The sequence below is a fragment of the Arcobacter aquimarinus genome, from assembly GCF_013177635.1.
Lineage (GTDB): Bacteria > Campylobacterota > Campylobacteria > Campylobacterales > Arcobacteraceae > Aliarcobacter > Aliarcobacter aquimarinus.
This window is the reverse complement of sequence record NZ_CP030944.1, coordinates 1,182,830-1,199,507: the sequence shown is the minus strand read 5'-3', so window position 1 is coordinate 1,199,507 and position 16,678 is coordinate 1,182,830. Positions and strand designations below refer to the sequence as shown.

Here is a 16,678-nt window from a genome sequence, read left to right as displayed (position 1 = left end):
TATGTCAATAAATTGTATAAGAACATTGATTGAAGATGCAAATATTTCAAATCCAGAAAAAGTTGCTTTAATTCATGGAAATAATAAATTATCTTATGGTGAATTATTTTCAAAAGTTAATCAAATAGCTTTATATTTAAGTGAACTTAATCTTCCAAAAGGTAGTAGAATTGGTATTTATTCAAATAAAGGAATAGACCAAGTAATAGCTATATTAGCTATTTTATCTACTGATTATGTTTTAGTTCCTTTAACTAGATTATTAAAACCTGAGCAAATTGAATATATCATTGGCGATTGTGACATAAAATGTATAATTACAGATAGAATAAAAATAGAGTCTATTGAAGAGATAAAATTTGATGGGCATATTATCTCTTATGAAACAACTCATAAAGATTTACCCTCTTTTGAAGAAATTTATAAATATTATAATAAACCTTACTCTTGTGATGTAAATGGACATGATAATGCTGTTATAACTTATTCTTTTGGACTTGGTGGAAAACCAAAAGGTATAGTTATTTCTCATAGAAACTTGATAGATTCAGCAAGAGTTGTATCGCAATATTTACAATTACAACAAGATGATATTATTTCTGGTTTATTAATTTTTAATCTTGATTATGGATTAAATCAAATTTTTTGCTCACTTTATAAAAGAGCAACATTAGCTTTACATAGATTTGTTTTACCAAATGATTTTTTTAATCATATTATAAATGATAAAGTTACAGTATTACCTCTAATGCCTATCAATATCACAGAAATGTTTGATGAAGATGAATATAGACTTCCAAGTGCTGAATTTCTTAAAAATGTGAGAATTATTACAAGTTCAGGTGGAAATGTTACTAAAAAAATGATTTCTGATGTTGAAAATTTTTTTACAAATGCAAAGTTTTACTCAATGCATGGTTTAACAGAAGCATTTAGATCAACTTATTTAGACCCTGCTCAATTAAAAATAAGACCTGATTCTATAGGAAAAGCTATCCCTGATGTGGAATTATATGTAATAGATGAAAATGGAAATGAATGTCCTCCTAGAGTTATTGGTGAATTAATTCATAGGGGTGGATATATTTATAGAGGTTTTTGGAATGCGCCAAAAGAGACAAATGAAAGATTTAAATCTATAGAAATTTTAAAAAATGTAATAAATCTAGAAGGTCAACTTTGTGATGAAATAGTTGTAAAAACAGGAGATTATGTTTACAAAGATGAAGAAGGATTTTTTTACTTTGTGTCAAGGCATGATGATATGATAAAAACAAGAGGTTTTAGAGTTAACCCTTACGAGATAGAATCTGTTGTAGAAACAAATATAAAAGAGATTGAAAGATGTGCCGTATTTTCAATAGAAAATGAAGAAATAGAAGAAGAAATTGTTTTAGTTTATACAGGAAAAAATGAGTTAAGTTCAAGCGAAATTTTATTTGAATTAAAAAATCATTTAGCTTCATATATGCTTCCTTCTAAAATTATTTACAAAAAATCTTTACCTTTAGTTCCTTCTGATAAAAATAGAATAAATAAAGAAGAATTAAAAAAAGAACTAACAAAATAAGAATAACCTAAAAGGGTTATTCTTGACTAGAATCAATAAAAGTTTAAGAATATTTCTATATAATTTTAGTATCTTACAAAAAAAGGATTATTCATGAAAAAAATAATTATCTCTACAGCTTTACTAACTGCCTGTGTTGCATTTGCAAACCCTTATGCAAAATGTGCTACATGTCATGGTGCAAATGGTGAAAAAGTTGCTTTAGGAAAATCTAAAATTATCAAAGATATGACTAAAGAAGATTTTATAGCTTCTATGAAAGGTTACCAAGACGGAACTTATGGAGGAGCTCAAAAAGCTTTAATGGTTGCTCAAGTAAAAGGTCTTACAGACGAAGATATTAAAGCTATTGCAGATTTAATAATCAAATAATTCTTTGTATTTAATAGTTAGTAAAAACTAACTATTAAATATCTTACTCTCTTTTATCTCTTTTAGTACATTTTGTAACTCTTCTTTTTCTTTTAATAATTGTTGTATTAAAATATCTTTTTCATCTATTGCTAGATTTATGTTAATATTTTTTTGTTCTAATATCTTTCCTAAGTGAAATTCAAAACATCTATTTTTTAGCGAATAATCAACTTTTAAACACTCTATTATAATTTGAGGTTTATCTTCACCCAAACCATTTGTTAAGATTATTTTTTTGAATTGTCTAATTTCATAAATTAATTTATCATCTTTTAAAGTTGGTTCTAATAGTTCTTTTTTCCAATAATTTGTGCTTTGCTTTTCTAAAATAAAAATTTTTTTTAACAAAATATTTTCAAATAAATCTTTATTTATTGAGATTTTATACACCCTATTTCCTTTTTATCTTAAAATACTTTATAAATTTACTCTATTATATTTTATTATTTCTTTGTTTGATATAATCAAAATAGAATCATACGCCAAAACTTTCAATCGTAAAATGGTACAATCAGCAAAAATTTATTAGGAAGAAAAATGATAAAAAATCTTAAAAATTTAACTTTAGTTGCATTATCAACTCTTCTATTTACAGCTTGTTCAATAAAAGAGCCTATAGTAATTCCAAAAAATCAAGATATTGTCGAACTTTCAAACAAAGCAGATGATGATTTTATAAACCAAAATAAAGCAACGAAAGATTATTTTGACAAATACTTTAGACCTTGGAGTGCTTCGAAAGTTTCATATCCTAAAAATGAAGCGATGTGGGGACTCTCTTATAAAAATAGAAAAATTTATTTAGAAAATCATAAATTAGCTACAAAAGAGTGGTTTAATAAAGTTATAAATAATTCAAATTTCGATGAATACAATGTTGTTCCTAAAAAAGCAATTACTTTAAAAAATACAAATGTTAGAGTTTTACCATCAAATTCACCTATGTTTTATGACCCAACAAAACCAGGAGAAGGTTTTCCTTTTGATTATAATCAAAACTCTTTAATCAAAATAAATACTCCTATTTTAGTTTCTCATTTATCAAAAGATAAAGCATGGGCTTATATAGAATCGAGTATTGTTGGTGGTTGGGTTGAAATAAACTCTATTGCTTTTGTAAATGATGAGTTTATAAAAAATTTTAAAACTACAAACTATTATACAAGCATAAAAGAAAAATTTCCTATTTATGACCCTATTTTTAGAGAATATGTAAAAGTTGCAACTATTTTTCCTAAAAAAGAAGATAAATATATAATTGCAAAAAAAGATGATAATCAAAATGCAATCATTACTTATATAGATTTACAAAATGATGAAATTGAAGCAATGCCTATTTCTTTTAATTCAGCAAATAGAATAAAGCTTTTAAATGAACTTTTAGAAGAGCCTTATGGATGGGGCGGATTATTAAATAATAGAGATTGTTCGAGCTTTACTCAGGATTTTTTTGCTCCTTTTGGAAAATTTTTGCATAGAAATTCAAAAGCTCAAACTACAAATGGAAAATTTCTTGATATGTCTAAGTTAAGCTTAGAAGAGAAAAAAGAATTTATGAAGAAACATGGTGTTCCTTTTTCTACTCTAGTATATTTAAAAGGTCATATTATGCTTTATGTTGGAGTTAAAGACAATGAACCTTTAGTAGTTCATAATGTTTGGAGTGTAAGATTAAAAGACAATACAGGAAGAAAATATAGACATATTATTGGAAAAGCAACAATCACAACTTTAGAACCTGGTAAAGGAATGAAAGATTTTGATGAAGATAATAATATTCTAAAAAAAGTAACTGGAATTACTATTTTATAGGCTTAGAGTTTTTCTAAGCCTCTTTTTACATCTTTCTTAAATATACAATTCTGTAAATCATTGGAACAAAATATAGATTTAAAATAGTTGCCCACAATAATCCAAAACCTAAAGAAACAGCCATTGGTTGTAAAATTAAAGCTTGACCTGATGAGAAGAAAATAAGTGTAGAAAGTCCTAATATTGTAGTTATTGAAGTTAATAAAATAGGTCTTAATCTCATTTTTGCATATTTTACTAAATCCTCTAAGTCTTTTGATTTTTTGATGAAATCCATCATTATTATTCCATCATTTACAATAACACCTGCAAGTCCAACCATTCCTATTAAACTAGGCATTGAGATATTCATTCCCATAATAACATGCCCTACTAATACTCCTAAAATTGATAAAGGAATAGTAGATAAAATAATTAAAGGCTTAACAATAGAATCAAACATCCAAATTAAAGCCATAAAAATCAATATAATAGCTATTAATGCAGCTTGTGCCATCTCTTTTTTTACTTTTTCATTCTCTTCTTGTTCACCCTTTATTACTAATTTAACATCTTTTTTTAACTCATTTAATTCTACTTCTATTTTTTCAAAAAGTTCTGAAGAAGTAATATTTGATAATGATGCTGTTACACTTATAATTTGCTCATTATTTTCTTTGAATATTTGAGAATAAGCAGGAATTTTAATAAACTCTGCCACATCTTTTAAAAGTACTTTTTGATTAGAAATATTAATTGTAAAATTATCTAAACTTTCTAAAATATCTTTATGTTCACTCTCAAAAACAATATCAATAAGTCCCTCTTTATCGAACATTTTTGAATAAGTTCCTTTAAAATAAAAAGGTCTTAATTGATTTAAAACCAACTCTTCAGTAACTCCTAAACTATGTCCATAGGAATTGATTTTAAACTTTAATTCATAATTTCCTAAAATAGAATCATCAGCTATATTTGTAACACCTTGCACATTTACTAATATATTTTTTAATTTCTCAACAGCTGCTAAAGTCTCTTCTTTTTTTCCAGAAACAGCTATTTCTACATCATTTTTTACTATTCCCGTTTGAGGAACAAATATTTTTAATTCTTCAAATTTATTTGATTTTACTTCTTCATCTAAAATCTTTTTGAGTTCATGCTCTATATCTTGTGCACTTAAATCTCTAATCATATTTGAATCATCATATTTTGGAGATAAATATGGATTTATATATTTTTCAAAAAGGTTCTCTGCTGCTCTTTCATGTAAATTTACAAAAATATGAAAATAAAATTCTTCATAATGAGGTAAATTTTTACCATCTAATTTCATACCAGTTACAGAACTAACTGAGCTAATACTATTTTTAAAATCCAAAGAATTTAAAAGTTTTTTTTCTATTTCAAAAACCATTTCTTCTGTTTGTTCTATCTTTTTACCAACACCGATAGAACCTGTTATGTATATTTGTGTAGAATCAAATTCTGGCATAAATTTGAATTTTTGATTTTTCATTATTAAAAAAGAACTAACAACTATCAAAATCAACATTCCAAAAATTGCTATATATTTACCTTTTAATAAAAATTCTAAAATATTTCCATAAAGTTTATAGTTAAAATCCCAAATCTTATGTGATTTTTTTTCTGCTTTATTAACTTTAAAAATCTCTTTTGCATGTAAAGGTAAAAAGAAAAATGCTTCAATCAAAGAACTTAAAAGTAAAATTGTTATCATTATTGGCAAAATTTGCATAAATTTCCCAACTTCTCCACTCATAAGTAAAATTGGTAAAAATGCAAATATTGTTGTTGCTGTCGCTGTTAAAACAGCTGGAAACATCTCTAAAGCTCCATCCCGTGCTGCGCTAAATTTATCTTTCCCCATTTCCATATGTCGGTAAATGTTTTCAGCAACAACAATAGCTTCATCAACCAACATTCCAAGAGCTATTAAAGCACCCAATAAAGAGAGCATATTTAAGCTATATCCTAAATATTCAGCACTAATAAGTCCTATCATAAATGAAGTAGGAATTCCTATTGCTATTACTATTGCTATTCTTAAATTTATGAAAAAAAGTAAAGCAAGAAAGAGCAAAATAAGTCCAAATAAAATATTTGAAACAACTGTATTTAACCTATTTTTTATCCAAATAGAAGTATCAATATACGTATCAAACTCTAAATTTTCATATTTTGCTTCAAACTCTTTTGTTATATCTTTAATTTTTTTAACCAATTCAATAGCATCACCACTAAAACCTTTATTTATTCCAACAGCAATATTTGTATTTGCATTAAAGTGAGAAATACTAGAAACATCACCTAATTGATAATCAATTTTTGCAATATCTTTTAAACGAACAGATTTACCATCTATTTTTAAAATAATCTCTTTGATTTTTTCGACATCTTTTTCTCCATTAAAAGTTGATAAATAATAATGAGTTGAGCTATCTTTTATCATTCCTATTGGAAAAATTGAACTTAAAGAAGATATTGCATTTATAACTTTTATTTTTTCAAAACCATAAGCAGAAATCTTTTCATCATTTAAAGTAATTAAAAGTTCCTTATCACTTTCACCTAAAACTTGAACTTGTGATAAATCTTTTAGTTGCATAACTTTAGATTTTATATCTTTTGCAACTTCAATTAAATACTCTTTTGAGTCGCCATTTTTTGAATACACAGCCACTGTTATCAAAGGAAATGCAAACTCAACAGCTTTTACAGTTGGTTCATCCATATCAGAAGGTAAATCAGTTTTAATTTTTGTAATAATATCTTTTACATCATCTAAAATATCTTTTGCTTTATAACCATCTTTCAAATCCACATTTATTGAAAAACTACCATTTTTTATAGTTGAAGAGATAGTATCAGCACTACTAAGAGTCAATATTTCATCTTCTATTTGTGAAACTGCTATCTTATCAAGTAATTCAGAACTAGCTCCTGTATAAGCTCCATTTATAATTACAGCATCAGTTGTAGAAGGAGGAAAAATCTCTTTTGGGATTTTAAAATAAGCAAATATTGAAAGAAGAAAAATAAATAGAAGAATAAAATGATTTAAAAGAGGTTTTTTTAACGAAAACTCTATTAAATTTTGAATCATCTATTCTCTTCCAATTTTAATAAAGGATTAAATAATAAAGAATCAATAATTTGATTCTTAAATTTCATATCCTCAAGTTGTTGAGCTAAAAAAGTATTTTCTTCTTGTAAAGATACGTAGTGAGCATATAATTTATTTATATCCTTACTAACATAATATATATTATTTCTCAAATATATTTTTGGAAAAAACAGAGCTAAACCAAAAAATAACATAGCAAAAACAATAATAAGTGAGTTTTTAGCATTTAGTTTAATCAAATTTAAAAATCCTTAATTTAGAACTTCGACTTCTTGGATTTTGTTTAATCTCAAGTGCAGTTGGAATTATAGGTTTTTTTGTAATAATTTTCCCTAAAGCGTGATTATTCCCACATTCACACCTAAAAACTCCTTCTGGACAGATACAAGACTTACTCCATTTTTTAAAATAGTTTTTTACAATTCTATCTTCTAAAGAGTGAAATGAAATAATAGCAACGATGCAATTTTTCAATTTTACCTCTTCTAACGAATCAAAAAGTCTTTCTAAAACACCAAGTTCATCATTTACTTCTATTCTAATACCTTGAAAAGGTAAAGTTGCTGGATGAATTTTTCCTTTTGCCATTTTTTTTGACAAAAGTTCTGAAATTTGTCTTGCACTTGTAAAAGGTCTATTATTTATTATCAAAGATGCAACTTTTTTATATTCTCTTACTTCTCCATACTCTTTAAAAACTCTTTCTAATTCTACTTGGGAATATGTATTTACAATAGTTGCTGCATCTAAAGATTGATTTTGATTCATTCTCATATCAAGTGTTTCACTTTCAAAACCAAAACCACGTTCTAGCTTATCAAGTTGTAAAGAAGAAACTCCAATATCAGCTAAAACTCCTCTTATTTCATAATCTTTAAAAGTTTTAATAACATGTTCAAAATTTCCTTTATTAAAAATCACCCTATTTTCAAAATCTTTTAGTCTATTTTTTGAAAAACTTAAAGCCTCATCATCTTGATCATTACAAATTAATTTTATATTTTCATTTTGATTTAATAAACCATTACTATGACCTGCAAAACCAGTTGTACAATCAATAATATATCCATTATTAATATTTTTAAAAGCGTCTAATGTTTCATTGTACAAAACAGGTATATGTGGAATATTCATTAAAAAGGTCCTTATTTAAATTAATATATAATACCCAAAAATATATTTAAGGCTTTTAAAATGATTGACAAAGATGTTGTAAAATTACTTTCTGATTTATCATTAACTATGTTTTCAAAAAACTTTTTTGGTATTTACCATGGAGCTATTTCTACAAAATTAGATCAAAACAATTTTATAATCAATACAAGTGATGCAATATTTGATAAAATGGAAGACAAATCTTTTTGTACATTAAATGTAAATAAAAGAGATTATAGATGGAATATTGCAAGTATTGAATCTCATATTCACGCTACAATATATACAAATATACACGAAGCAAAATATATAGCCTTTGGAATGCCTATTCATACAACAGCTTATACTTTAGAACATGATAATATAGTATTTGAAGATTTTTTTGGAAAAACTATTTTTAAAGAACTTCCAATTTATAATCCAGGAGATTTTTCTACTTGGTATAAAAGAAATGCTCTTGAAATTACAAAATATCTAAAAGAATCAGAACATAAAATAATGGTAATAAAAGGTATTGGTACTTATATTTACGATAGGGACATACTTGAATTAGTGAAAAAAATAGCAATTCTTGAAAACTCTTGTCGTCTTCTAAGTATAAAATCATCATTTCAATAAAAAAATAAATTTTTAATTATTTTGTTTCTAAAAGCCCTAGTTTTAGCTATTTCAAAGCTTAAATACTATAAAGTTTTCACAATTTAATTTTATACAAGGAGTTCATCCATGAACAAGGCAGAATTTATTGATGCAGTAGCTGCAAAAGCTGGTTTATCTAAAAAAGATGCAAAAGGTGCAGTTGATGCAGTTTTAGACACAATTACTGAGGCTTTAGTTAAAAAAGAGTCTGTAAGTTTTATCGGATTTGGTACATTCGCTGTTAGCGAAAGAGCTGCAAGAACTGCAAAAGTTCCAGGAACAGATAAAACTGTTGATGTTCCAGCTACTACTGTTGCTAAATTCAAAGTTGGAAAAGCTCTAAAAGAAGCTGTTTCTGGTAAATAGTTTTTTATAATAAGAAGAATTCTTTAACTAGAATTTTTCTTGTTTTTTTAATTTATAATCATTTAAGTAAACTTAACTATAATTTCGCTTCAAATGCAAGCCGATGTGGAGAAATTGGTAAACTCAGTTGATTCAAAATCAACCGCTTCACAGCTTGCCGGTTCGAGTCCGGCCATCGGTACCACCTTTTAATATTTTATATTATTTCTCTTCAAGTTTCCCTATAGTGGAATTTCTATGACAAAATTTGCTCCTTTATACTCTTTTGCTTGATAAGTAAAAATTTCATTTAGTACATAAATTTTTCCATTAAAATGTTTAGTTATAATCTCTTTTGACATATAAAGCCCTATTCCTGTGCCTTTTTCATTAGCTTTAGTCGTAAAATATGGTTCAAATACTCTATTTATAATTTTTTCATCTATTCCATTTGCATTATCTTTTATAAAAATTATTACTCTATCTTTTTCTTGTTTTAGTGTAATAAAAATAAATCTTTCTCCATTTGGCATTTTTTCTAATTCATCTCTTGCATTATTTAAAATATTTACAAAAACTTGAATTAACTCATTCTCAAAACCAAAAATAAAAATCTCATCTATCTCTTTTATAACTTTTATATCACGATTTGTAAATCTTGAACTTGTAAGTTTAAGAGTTTTTTCTATAATTTCTTGTATATTAAATTTACTTTTAACTTTATCTGTTTTATAAAAATCTCTAAAATCATCAATTGTATTTGATAAAAATTGCGTACTATGCATAATATTTTCTACAGCTTCATCTAAAAACTCATCATCTAAAGTATTAAACTCTTTATGTAATTTTATTCCACTAGCACTCGTAGATATAAAACTTAAAGGTTGTCGCCATTGATGTGCTATATTTTCCATCATTTCACCCATAGAAGCCATTTTTGATTGTTGAAAAAGCATATTGTCTTTTTGTCTATTTTGCTCAACTTCATCTTCAATCTCTTTTTCTAAATTTTCATTTAAAAGTTTTAATTCATAAGTTTTTTCTTCAACTTTTTTCTCTAAATCTTGATTTAATTCAGTTAATTTTTTATCTAAAATTTCAAGTTCAACAATATCATTTTCTAATTGCATATTTGTAATTTCAAGTTTTTTTTCATCTTCTTCAATTTTATCAAGCATTTTATTTATTTCTTTTGATAAAATACCTAATTCATCTTTTCTACTTAAATAGACTTTTGATCGTTGCTTTTTATTTCCTGTTGCAGTTTGGGTTGCAATTTTTATTAAATCATATAAATCTTTTGTGATATTTTTAGCCAAAAAATATGAAAACAAATAACCAATAATAACAGCTAAAAGTATGAAAAACAATCCTTCTTGAAAAATATTTTTCAAATTCTGAAAAGTTAAATCTTGATTTAAACCTATTCTAACCCAACCTATATGCTGTTTTTCCATAATTATTGGAGAAATATAATCAATAATTGAATCATTTTGTACCAAAATAGATGATTCAATTTTTTTAGATTTAAAAAAATTCAAACTAACATCATCAGATAAATAAAAATTTACTAAATCTTTTTGAGAATGAGCTATAACTTTTTCTTCTTTATTTAAAATCATTGCATACTCTAAATTTGGATATTTTGAAATAGAAGAAATCAACTCTTCTAATCCTAAAAAATCATTTGATAATACCCAAGATATAGAATTTCTTTCTATCATATTACTTAAACTTTTAATCTGTTCAATACTCTGTTTTTTTAAAAAATTTTTTTGTTTATTTATTAAATCATATACAAAAATACTCATCAAAAAAACATGTGCAAAAGTTATTGTAACAATTAATCTTCTCTTTATTGAAGTTGTAAAAAAATCTTTTATTTTATTTATCATTTTATTACCCTAACATTTTTTTCAAAATCAATGATAAAATCTTTTACTACTTTGTATGTATTTTCATTTGCTATTTCAAATTGACTAAGACCTATTTTATCAAGAATCTTTTTCCCTTCTTCATTTAAATGTAATTGTGTAAATAATAAAGATATTTCACTTATTAATTCTTCTGAAATATCATCTCTTACTACTAAACTGTTATTAGGTAAATTTTTTGTTTGCCAAATAATTTCAACTTCATTGGCTATTTCTGGTCTTTGTTTTATAAATGTTTCCCAAGGTGGAGGCCAAGTTGCTGCAATATCACTTTGTTTTAAATAAACATTCATAATTGATGATTCTTGTGAACCAACATAAATATTTTCAATATCTTTATTTATATCTATTTTATTTTCATATAAAAGTTGTTGTGGAAGAATTGTTGCTGCTAGTGCCGTGGGAGCTGGATAACTAATCTTTTTACCTTTTAAATCTTCAAAATTTTTAATTCCACTATCTTTTCTAACTAAAAATATTCCTCTAAAATTTTCATCATCACCCATTTTTGCAAAAACTTTATATCCTACTTCTAATGCTTTAACTGTTTGATAAGGATTAGGAAGAGCAAAATCAAACTCTCTTGAAAATAATTTTTTATTGAAAAAATCATAATTTCTTGAAGCTTCTAGTTTTATCTCTATTTTTTTATTTTCTAAATTATTATTTAAGTAATCCACCAAAGGTTCATAAAGTTCAAAAAGATATTTGGGATTATGTAATGGATGAATTCCAAAAGTATAAATTTTTTTGTCTATAACCTTTTCTTTTTGATAAGAAGGTGTATAACTTTTGGAATCATCTTCACACGCTGTAAACAAAAATAATATGGATATAAAAAATATTAAGGTAATTTTTTTTAACATTAATTATTATATAGTATTTTTTTAAATAATTATTAAATTGTATTTAAAATATAACCTCTATTTGAAAAATTTCTAATGAATGTTTCATCTGTTTTTTCTCTAATATGATTTATAACATTTCTTAAAGAGTATATTGAAAATACTTTTCCTTTCCAAACTTCACTTGCAATATCTTCATAAGAAACCAAAGAATTAGGATTTAAAGATAATAATTTTATTAATTTTTTCTCTATTTTAGTTAATTTAACAATCTTTTTACCTTGAAATAACTCTTCACTATTTATATCAAAGTAATAACCATTTTCGAATTGAATTTTCTTATTTGTATTCAAAAAATTAAGACAAATTAGAATTATTCTAAATAAAAATTCTTTTTTCACATCTTTTTCTAAAACTGTATAAATATTTAGAACTTTATATAATTCAATGTCCTCATCAATTTCATTCTCAATCAATATAATAGGAGTATCAAATCTGTAAGATTTTGTTAATTGATAAACATCTAAAAATTTCTTTAAATTATTACTTCTATTATCAAATATAATTACATCAAAATTATTGATTTCACTATTTAACAAATAAAACTTATTATTTTCAAAAAATGTAACATTACTATCATTTAAAACTCTTTTTATATCTTCTACAAAAAAAGAATCATCACTTATAAATAATAAAGACTTTGTAGCTAAACTCTCTTTTATTAATACCTCATTCATAACTTTTAATCCTTATCCTAAAAATCAACTTTTATAAAAGAATTTTATAACAAAAGGGTATTACAAAAGTATCATTTTATAAATTCAACAATATCTTTAAAATCTTCTCTTAATTGAGTTGATTGTGGATTTATTCTATATCCAAAAGGTAAAACCATAGATAATTGGAATTTTTTAGTATCAAGTCCTAATACTTCTTCTACTTTTGCTTTATCAAATCCCTCTATTGGACAAGAATCAATTCCTTTAACCGCAGCTGCTGTCATCATATTTCCAGCAGCTATGTAAGTTTGTCTAGCTGTCCAAGAATAAACATTATCATCACTATCTAAAACTTTTGTAACTGTTAAGTGGTCTTTATATAATTTATTGTAAAAATCTTTTTTCTCTTGAGGCATTTCTCGTCTTGCAAATCTAGTTGCAGGAATTCCTGATTCTGGTTTAACAGCTTCAATAGCAGCAAGTATAATAACTAAATGAGAACAAGTTGTAACTTGAGGTTGATCCCAACAAAATGGTCTTAATTTTGCTTTTAATTCTTCATTTGTAATAACTAAAAATTTCCAACCTTCTTGACCAAAAGAACTAGGACTTTTTCTTGCTACTTCTAAAATAAATTTCATATCTTCATCACTAATTTTTTTAGTCTCATCAAAAATCTTACAAGCATGTCTAAAATCCATTGCTTCCATAAATGTTTTTTCCATAATTATCCTTTTAAATTAAATTTTTTTATCTTTTAATGTTGTATTTTACTTTTTATATTATATAAATGCTCTTTGATAAGAACTATTTATTTTCTCTTTTTCTTTAAATTCATTTGCTACATAAAAAACAAGATTTGGATTTCTAAGTAACTCTCGACCATAAGCCACAAAATCACAAAAATTGTTTTCAAGTAGATACTCTCCTTCTGTTGCTGTTGTAATTAATCCAACTGCAATAATAGGAATATTTACATTTTCTTTTATTTTTTTTGCCCAAGAAGATTGATATAAAGCTTGAATTGCTGGAGCATTATCAGGTTTTTCTAAATTCCCACCACTTGATACATGTATTGCATCAACTTCTATTTTTTCTAACTCTTTTGATAAATAAATAGAATCTTCTATATTCCAACCTTCATTCATCCACTCATCAGCACTAATTCTAACAATCAAAGGCAAATCTAATTTTTGTTTTATCTCATGGGCTATTTCTAAAACTAATCTACATCTATTTTCTAAAGTTCCACCATAAATATCTGTTCTATTATTTGAAATTGGTGATAAAAACTCACATAATAAATAGCCATGAGCTGCGTGAAGTTCAATAGCATCATAGTCTGCCTCTTTTGCTCTAAAAGCTGCATCTATAAATAATTTTTTAATATTTTGTATCTCTTCTATTGAAACTTCTTTTGGAATTTTAAATGGAGCCTCTTTTGAAAAAGCAATTGAACTTGGAGCAATAGGAGTTGAATCAATAACAGTTGACTTTCTTCCCGCATGAGCAATTTGAATTGCAGTTTTTGCACCAAAAGAGTGTATATTTTTATTTAATTGTTTATGTTTTTCTATCAAAGAATCATCCCAAAGACCTAAATCATTTGATGAAATTCTTCCTTTTGGCTCTATTGCAGTTGCTTCAACTATAATAAATCCTACTCCACCTAAAGCTCTTGATACATAATGATATTTATGAAAATCTTTTATTTCTCCACTATTATCACTTTTATACATACACATAGGTGGCATTACAACTCTATTTTTTAACTCTAATGCTCCAATATTTCCACTTTTTAATAATAAGCTCATAAAAAATCCTTTTTAGATTTCTAATTTTTCTAATTTATTGATTGTTAAACCATCTATTTTATTTTCGATTTTAGATACAAAGTTTTTAAAATGCTCTTTTGTTTCATGTAAAGATAAAAGCTCTTGATTTTCCCAAGTTTCAACAAAAGTAAAACTATCTTCATCAGTTAAATCTTTATGTAAATCGTATTGAATACAACCTTCATCAAATTCATGGGTTGCTTTATGCAATTGCAAAAGTTCATTATAAACTTCATCTTTAAAACCTTTTTTCACTTTTATAGTTGCAACTATTACAATATTTTTCATATTTTTTTCCTATAAAAAATTCTCTTTTAAAACTGATTCAAATTTTTTTAACTCTTTAGCTAAATCTAAATCTCCTTTGAAAATATCATGAACAGAATAAGTTTTTAATGGTTCTAATCCACAAAATTGGAAAGTTTTATGAGTTGCAATATGTGCTTCATCTAAAGATAAACCATCAAAGAAACCATTTTCATTACTAAATTCACTTGTTGGACAATTATACGTTAAACTTAACATATATTTTTTACCTTTTAATAATCCTCCTGTTCCATAAGTTTTACTTGCATCACTTCTACTTCTTCCATCACTTTCATAATGTCTTCCTTGAGTAAATGTTTCATCAAAATATTTTTTAGCAATCCAAGGAACACCCATCCAATAAACTGGATATTGAAATAAAACATAATCAGCCCATTCAAATTTTTGGCACTCTTCTTCTACATCGTAACCTTTTTCAATATGTGTATGTTTAACTTCAAAACCATTTTTAAGAAAAAAATCATTTGCAGTATCTATATAATGTTGAGTCAATTCACCTTTAGCCACAACATCATAATATTGATGTCCATTTAAAATCAGAACTTTTTTCATTTAAACTCCTTAAAATTTTGAAAATTATATTCATTATAAACTTAATATACTCTTACTTTACTTTAGGTAAGTAATAGATATTTATTCTCTTTATGATATAATAAATTTTCATGTTTAAGGAATTGATAAATGTATTATATAAATGATAAAGAGTATAGATGTAGTGTTGCTGTAACCCTTGATATTTTCAATGATAGATGGAAGCTAGCTATTATTTGGCATTTGCTTGATGGTGAAAAAAGATTTAAAGAGTTACATGAAATAATAAATGAAATAACTCAAAAAACTCTAACTATAAAATTAAAAGAGTTAGAAGAAAAAAATATAATTCATAGAGAAGTATACGCTGAAGTTCCACCAAAAGTTGTTTATAGTCTAACTTCATGTGGTAAAAATTTAAAACCTGTTTTAGAAGAGATGCATAAATGGGGAATTGATTATGTAAAAGAGTTTGGAAAAATAACTTCTGAAAATATGTGTGAAAATAATTTTTGTGAATAAAATATGGAAAATTTTATATTAATTTTATTAGCTATTGCTATTGGTTATTTTATAAGAAGGTTAAATATCTTTTCAAAAGATGCTCCAACTATTTTAAATCAATTTGCAATTTATATTTCACTTCCAGCTATGATTTTACTTCAAGTTCCAAAACTTACATTTTCAGTTGATTTAATAATTCCTATTATCATAGCTTGGTTTGTTATGGGTATTAGTGCTATTTTAATTTTGATTTTATCAAAGTTTTTTAATTTTTCAAGAGAAGTTACAGGTTCATTGATGCTTGTTGCTATTTTAACAAATAGCTCATTTTTAGGAATTCCTATAATAAATGCTTACATGGGTGAAAGTGCTATGCCTTATGTTTTGGTTTATGACCAATTAGGAACATTTATCGCACTTGCTACTTACGGAACATTTATAGCCTCTTATTATTCAAATAATTCAAAAATTACTTTTAAAATAATTACTCTAAAAGTTTTAACTTTTCCACCTTTTTTATCATTGATTGTTGCTTTATTTTTAATAGGTGTAGAGTTTAATCCTATGATTTCAAAAATTTTGACTTCTTTTGCAAATACAATTATCCCTATTGCACTTGTAGCAGTTGGTCTTCAACTTCAATTTAAAATGCCAAGAGAAGATATAAAACCTTTTAGTGTAGCTTTAACAGTAAAACTGATAATTGCACCTATTATTGCCATTGCTATATGCAAAATATTTTCATGGAACAACGAAGCAGCAATAGTTTCAATAATGGAAGCAGCAATGGCTCCAATGATAACAGCAGGTGCAATAGCATCTATGGCAGGACTTGCTCCAAGGCTTAGTTCTGCAATAGTTGGATATGGAATAATCATTTCGTTTTTAACAACAGGAATTTTATACAAACTAATAGGATAA

Annotated in this window: 18 protein-coding genes and 1 tRNA gene; 8 read left to right on the top strand and 11 right to left on the bottom strand. The window is 25.5% G+C overall.

Annotated features, from left to right (window positions below):
- Position 1: 1 nt before the first annotated feature.
- Positions 2-1,570 carry an AMP-binding protein gene (locus AAQM_RS05915; RefSeq protein ID WP_129095027.1) on the top strand — a complete coding sequence of 523 codons (1,569 nt, stop codon included), beginning with the start codon at positions 2-4 and terminating at the stop codon, positions 1,568-1,570.
- A 93-nt stretch (positions 1,571-1,663) separates the two neighbouring features.
- Positions 1,664-1,942 (top strand): c-type cytochrome, encoded by a 279-nt coding sequence (locus AAQM_RS05910; protein ID WP_128985747.1) that lies wholly within the window; start codon positions 1,664-1,666, stop codon positions 1,940-1,942.
- Positions 1,943-1,969: 27 nt separating this feature from the next.
- Here the strand turns inward: AAQM_RS05910 and AAQM_RS05905 are convergent, their stop codons facing one another.
- The gene (locus AAQM_RS05905) at positions 1,970-2,374 is read right to left on the bottom strand and encodes a hypothetical protein (protein ID WP_129095028.1); all 405 of its coding nucleotides are present in this window, start codon (positions 2,372-2,374) and stop codon (positions 1,970-1,972) included.
- Positions 2,375-2,521: 147 nt separating this feature from the next.
- Between AAQM_RS05905 and AAQM_RS05900 the strand changes: the two genes are divergently transcribed.
- Positions 2,522-3,796 carry a C40 family peptidase gene (locus AAQM_RS05900; protein WP_129095029.1) on the top strand — a complete coding sequence of 425 codons (1,275 nt, stop codon included), beginning with the start codon at positions 2,522-2,524 and terminating at the stop codon, positions 3,794-3,796.
- 25 nt (positions 3,797-3,821) lie between these two features.
- Here the strand turns inward: AAQM_RS05900 and AAQM_RS05895 are convergent, their stop codons facing one another.
- The 3 genes from AAQM_RS05895 to rsmH are packed head-to-tail and all read right to left on the bottom strand — an operon-like array spanning position 3,822 to position 8,057.
- Positions 3,822-6,902, bottom strand: coding sequence for an efflux RND transporter permease subunit (locus tag AAQM_RS05895; RefSeq protein ID WP_129095030.1), 3,081 nt, complete (start codon positions 6,900-6,902; stop codon positions 3,822-3,824).
- A complete protein-coding gene (locus AAQM_RS05890; RefSeq protein ID WP_129013856.1) occupies positions 6,899-7,162 on the bottom strand; it encodes a hypothetical protein in 264 nt (87 codons plus the stop codon). The genes AAQM_RS05895 and AAQM_RS05890 overlap by 4 nt, the downstream gene beginning before the upstream one ends.
- The gene (rsmH, locus tag AAQM_RS05885) at positions 7,155-8,057 is read right to left on the bottom strand and encodes a 16S rRNA (cytosine(1402)-N(4))-methyltransferase RsmH (RefSeq protein ID WP_129095031.1); all 903 of its coding nucleotides are present in this window, start codon (positions 8,055-8,057) and stop codon (positions 7,155-7,157) included. Before rsmH ends, AAQM_RS05890 begins: the two co-directional genes overlap by 8 nt.
- Positions 8,058-8,117: 60 nt before the next feature.
- On the opposite strand from rsmH, the gene AAQM_RS05880 reads away from it, so the two are divergent.
- From AAQM_RS05880 to AAQM_RS05870, 3 genes are all read left to right on the top strand, one after another.
- Positions 8,118-8,696: a class II aldolase and adducin N-terminal domain-containing protein gene (locus AAQM_RS05880; protein ID WP_129095032.1), complete on the top strand. Its 579-nt coding sequence runs from the start codon at positions 8,118-8,120 to the stop codon at positions 8,694-8,696.
- Between the two features lie 108 nt (positions 8,697-8,804).
- Positions 8,805-9,083: an HU family DNA-binding protein gene (locus AAQM_RS05875; RefSeq protein WP_128985736.1), complete on the top strand. Its 279-nt coding sequence runs from the start codon at positions 8,805-8,807 to the stop codon at positions 9,081-9,083.
- Between the two features lie 99 nt (positions 9,084-9,182).
- A tRNA-Leu gene (locus tag AAQM_RS05870) sits at positions 9,183-9,267 on the top strand.
- A gap of 37 nt (positions 9,268-9,304) precedes the next feature.
- Here AAQM_RS05870 and AAQM_RS05865 read toward each other — a convergent pair.
- The 7 genes from AAQM_RS05865 to AAQM_RS05835 all read right to left on the bottom strand — a co-directional run bounded on the left by AAQM_RS05865 (position 9,305) and on the right by AAQM_RS05835 (position 15,274).
- Positions 9,305-10,957 carry an ATP-binding protein gene (locus AAQM_RS05865; RefSeq protein WP_129095033.1) on the bottom strand — a complete coding sequence of 551 codons (1,653 nt, stop codon included), beginning with the start codon at positions 10,955-10,957 and terminating at the stop codon, positions 9,305-9,307.
- A complete protein-coding gene (locus AAQM_RS05860; RefSeq protein WP_129095034.1) occupies positions 10,954-11,862 on the bottom strand; it encodes a phosphate/phosphite/phosphonate ABC transporter substrate-binding protein in 909 nt (302 codons plus the stop codon). The genes AAQM_RS05865 and AAQM_RS05860 overlap by 4 nt, the downstream gene beginning before the upstream one ends.
- Positions 11,863-11,894: 32 nt before the next feature.
- Entirely contained in the window at positions 11,895-12,578 is a 684-nt protein-coding gene (locus AAQM_RS05855) for a winged helix-turn-helix domain-containing protein (RefSeq protein WP_129095035.1), read from the bottom strand.
- A gap of 71 nt (positions 12,579-12,649) precedes the next feature.
- Positions 12,650-13,285, bottom strand: coding sequence for an NAD(P)H-dependent oxidoreductase (locus tag AAQM_RS05850; RefSeq protein ID WP_129095036.1), 636 nt, complete (start codon positions 13,283-13,285; stop codon positions 12,650-12,652).
- 57 nt (positions 13,286-13,342) lie between these two features.
- A complete protein-coding gene (locus tag AAQM_RS05845; protein WP_129095037.1) occupies positions 13,343-14,374 on the bottom strand; it encodes an NADH:flavin oxidoreductase/NADH oxidase in 1,032 nt (343 codons plus the stop codon).
- Between the two features lie 12 nt (positions 14,375-14,386).
- Positions 14,387-14,683 carry a putative quinol monooxygenase gene (locus tag AAQM_RS05840; protein WP_129095038.1) on the bottom strand — a complete coding sequence of 99 codons (297 nt, stop codon included), beginning with the start codon at positions 14,681-14,683 and terminating at the stop codon, positions 14,387-14,389.
- A 9-nt stretch (positions 14,684-14,692) separates the two neighbouring features.
- Complete coding sequence (locus tag AAQM_RS05835; RefSeq protein ID WP_129095039.1) at positions 14,693-15,274, bottom strand: NAD(P)H-dependent oxidoreductase; 582 nt, start codon at positions 15,272-15,274, stop codon at positions 14,693-14,695.
- 129 nt (positions 15,275-15,403) lie between these two features.
- On the opposite strand from AAQM_RS05835, the gene AAQM_RS05830 reads away from it, so the two are divergent.
- Both AAQM_RS05830 and AAQM_RS05825 read left to right on the top strand, forming a co-directional pair.
- On the top strand, positions 15,404-15,775 hold the full coding sequence (locus tag AAQM_RS05830; protein WP_129095040.1) for a winged helix-turn-helix transcriptional regulator: 372 nt from the start codon (positions 15,404-15,406) through the stop codon (positions 15,773-15,775).
- A 3-nt stretch (positions 15,776-15,778) separates the two neighbouring features.
- Entirely contained in the window at positions 15,779-16,678 is a 900-nt protein-coding gene (locus AAQM_RS05825) for an AEC family transporter (protein WP_129095041.1), read from the top strand.

Bases quoted from the DNA above. Each gene is read 5' to 3' on its own strand.
- AAQM_RS05915 (WP_129095027.1), top strand. From the start codon at position 2: ATGTCAATAAATTGTATAAGAACATTGATTGAAGATGCAAATATTTCA.
- AAQM_RS05910 (WP_128985747.1), top strand. From the start codon at position 1,664: ATGAAAAAAATAATTATCTCTACAGCTTTACTAACTGCCTGTGTTGCA.
- AAQM_RS05900 (WP_129095029.1), top strand. From the start codon at position 2,522: ATGATAAAAAATCTTAAAAATTTAACTTTAGTTGCATTATCAACTCTT.
- AAQM_RS05895 (WP_129095030.1), bottom strand. From the start codon at position 6,902: ATGATTCAAAATTTAATAGAGTTTTCGTTAAAAAAACCTCTTTTAAAT.
- rsmH (WP_129095031.1), bottom strand. From the start codon at position 8,057: ATGAATATTCCACATATACCTGTTTTGTACAATGAAACATTAGACGCT.
- AAQM_RS05880 (WP_129095032.1), top strand. From the start codon at position 8,118: ATGATTGACAAAGATGTTGTAAAATTACTTTCTGATTTATCATTAACT.
- AAQM_RS05875 (WP_128985736.1), top strand. From the start codon at position 8,805: ATGAACAAGGCAGAATTTATTGATGCAGTAGCTGCAAAAGCTGGTTTA.
- AAQM_RS05865 (WP_129095033.1), bottom strand. From the start codon at position 10,957: ATGATAAATAAAATAAAAGATTTTTTTACAACTTCAATAAAGAGAAGA.
- AAQM_RS05860 (WP_129095034.1), bottom strand. From the start codon at position 11,862: ATGTTAAAAAAAATTACCTTAATATTTTTTATATCCATATTATTTTTG.
- AAQM_RS05855 (WP_129095035.1), bottom strand. From the start codon at position 12,578: ATGAATGAGGTATTAATAAAAGAGAGTTTAGCTACAAAGTCTTTATTA.
- AAQM_RS05850 (WP_129095036.1), bottom strand. From the start codon at position 13,285: ATGGAAAAAACATTTATGGAAGCAATGGATTTTAGACATGCTTGTAAG.
- AAQM_RS05845 (WP_129095037.1), bottom strand. From the start codon at position 14,374: ATGAGCTTATTATTAAAAAGTGGAAATATTGGAGCATTAGAGTTAAAA.
- AAQM_RS05840 (WP_129095038.1), bottom strand. From the start codon at position 14,683: ATGAAAAATATTGTAATAGTTGCAACTATAAAAGTGAAAAAAGGTTTT.
- AAQM_RS05835 (WP_129095039.1), bottom strand. From the start codon at position 15,274: ATGAAAAAAGTTCTGATTTTAAATGGACATCAATATTATGATGTTGTG.
- AAQM_RS05830 (WP_129095040.1), top strand. From the start codon at position 15,404: ATGTATTATATAAATGATAAAGAGTATAGATGTAGTGTTGCTGTAACC.
- AAQM_RS05825 (WP_129095041.1), top strand. From the start codon at position 15,779: ATGGAAAATTTTATATTAATTTTATTAGCTATTGCTATTGGTTATTTT.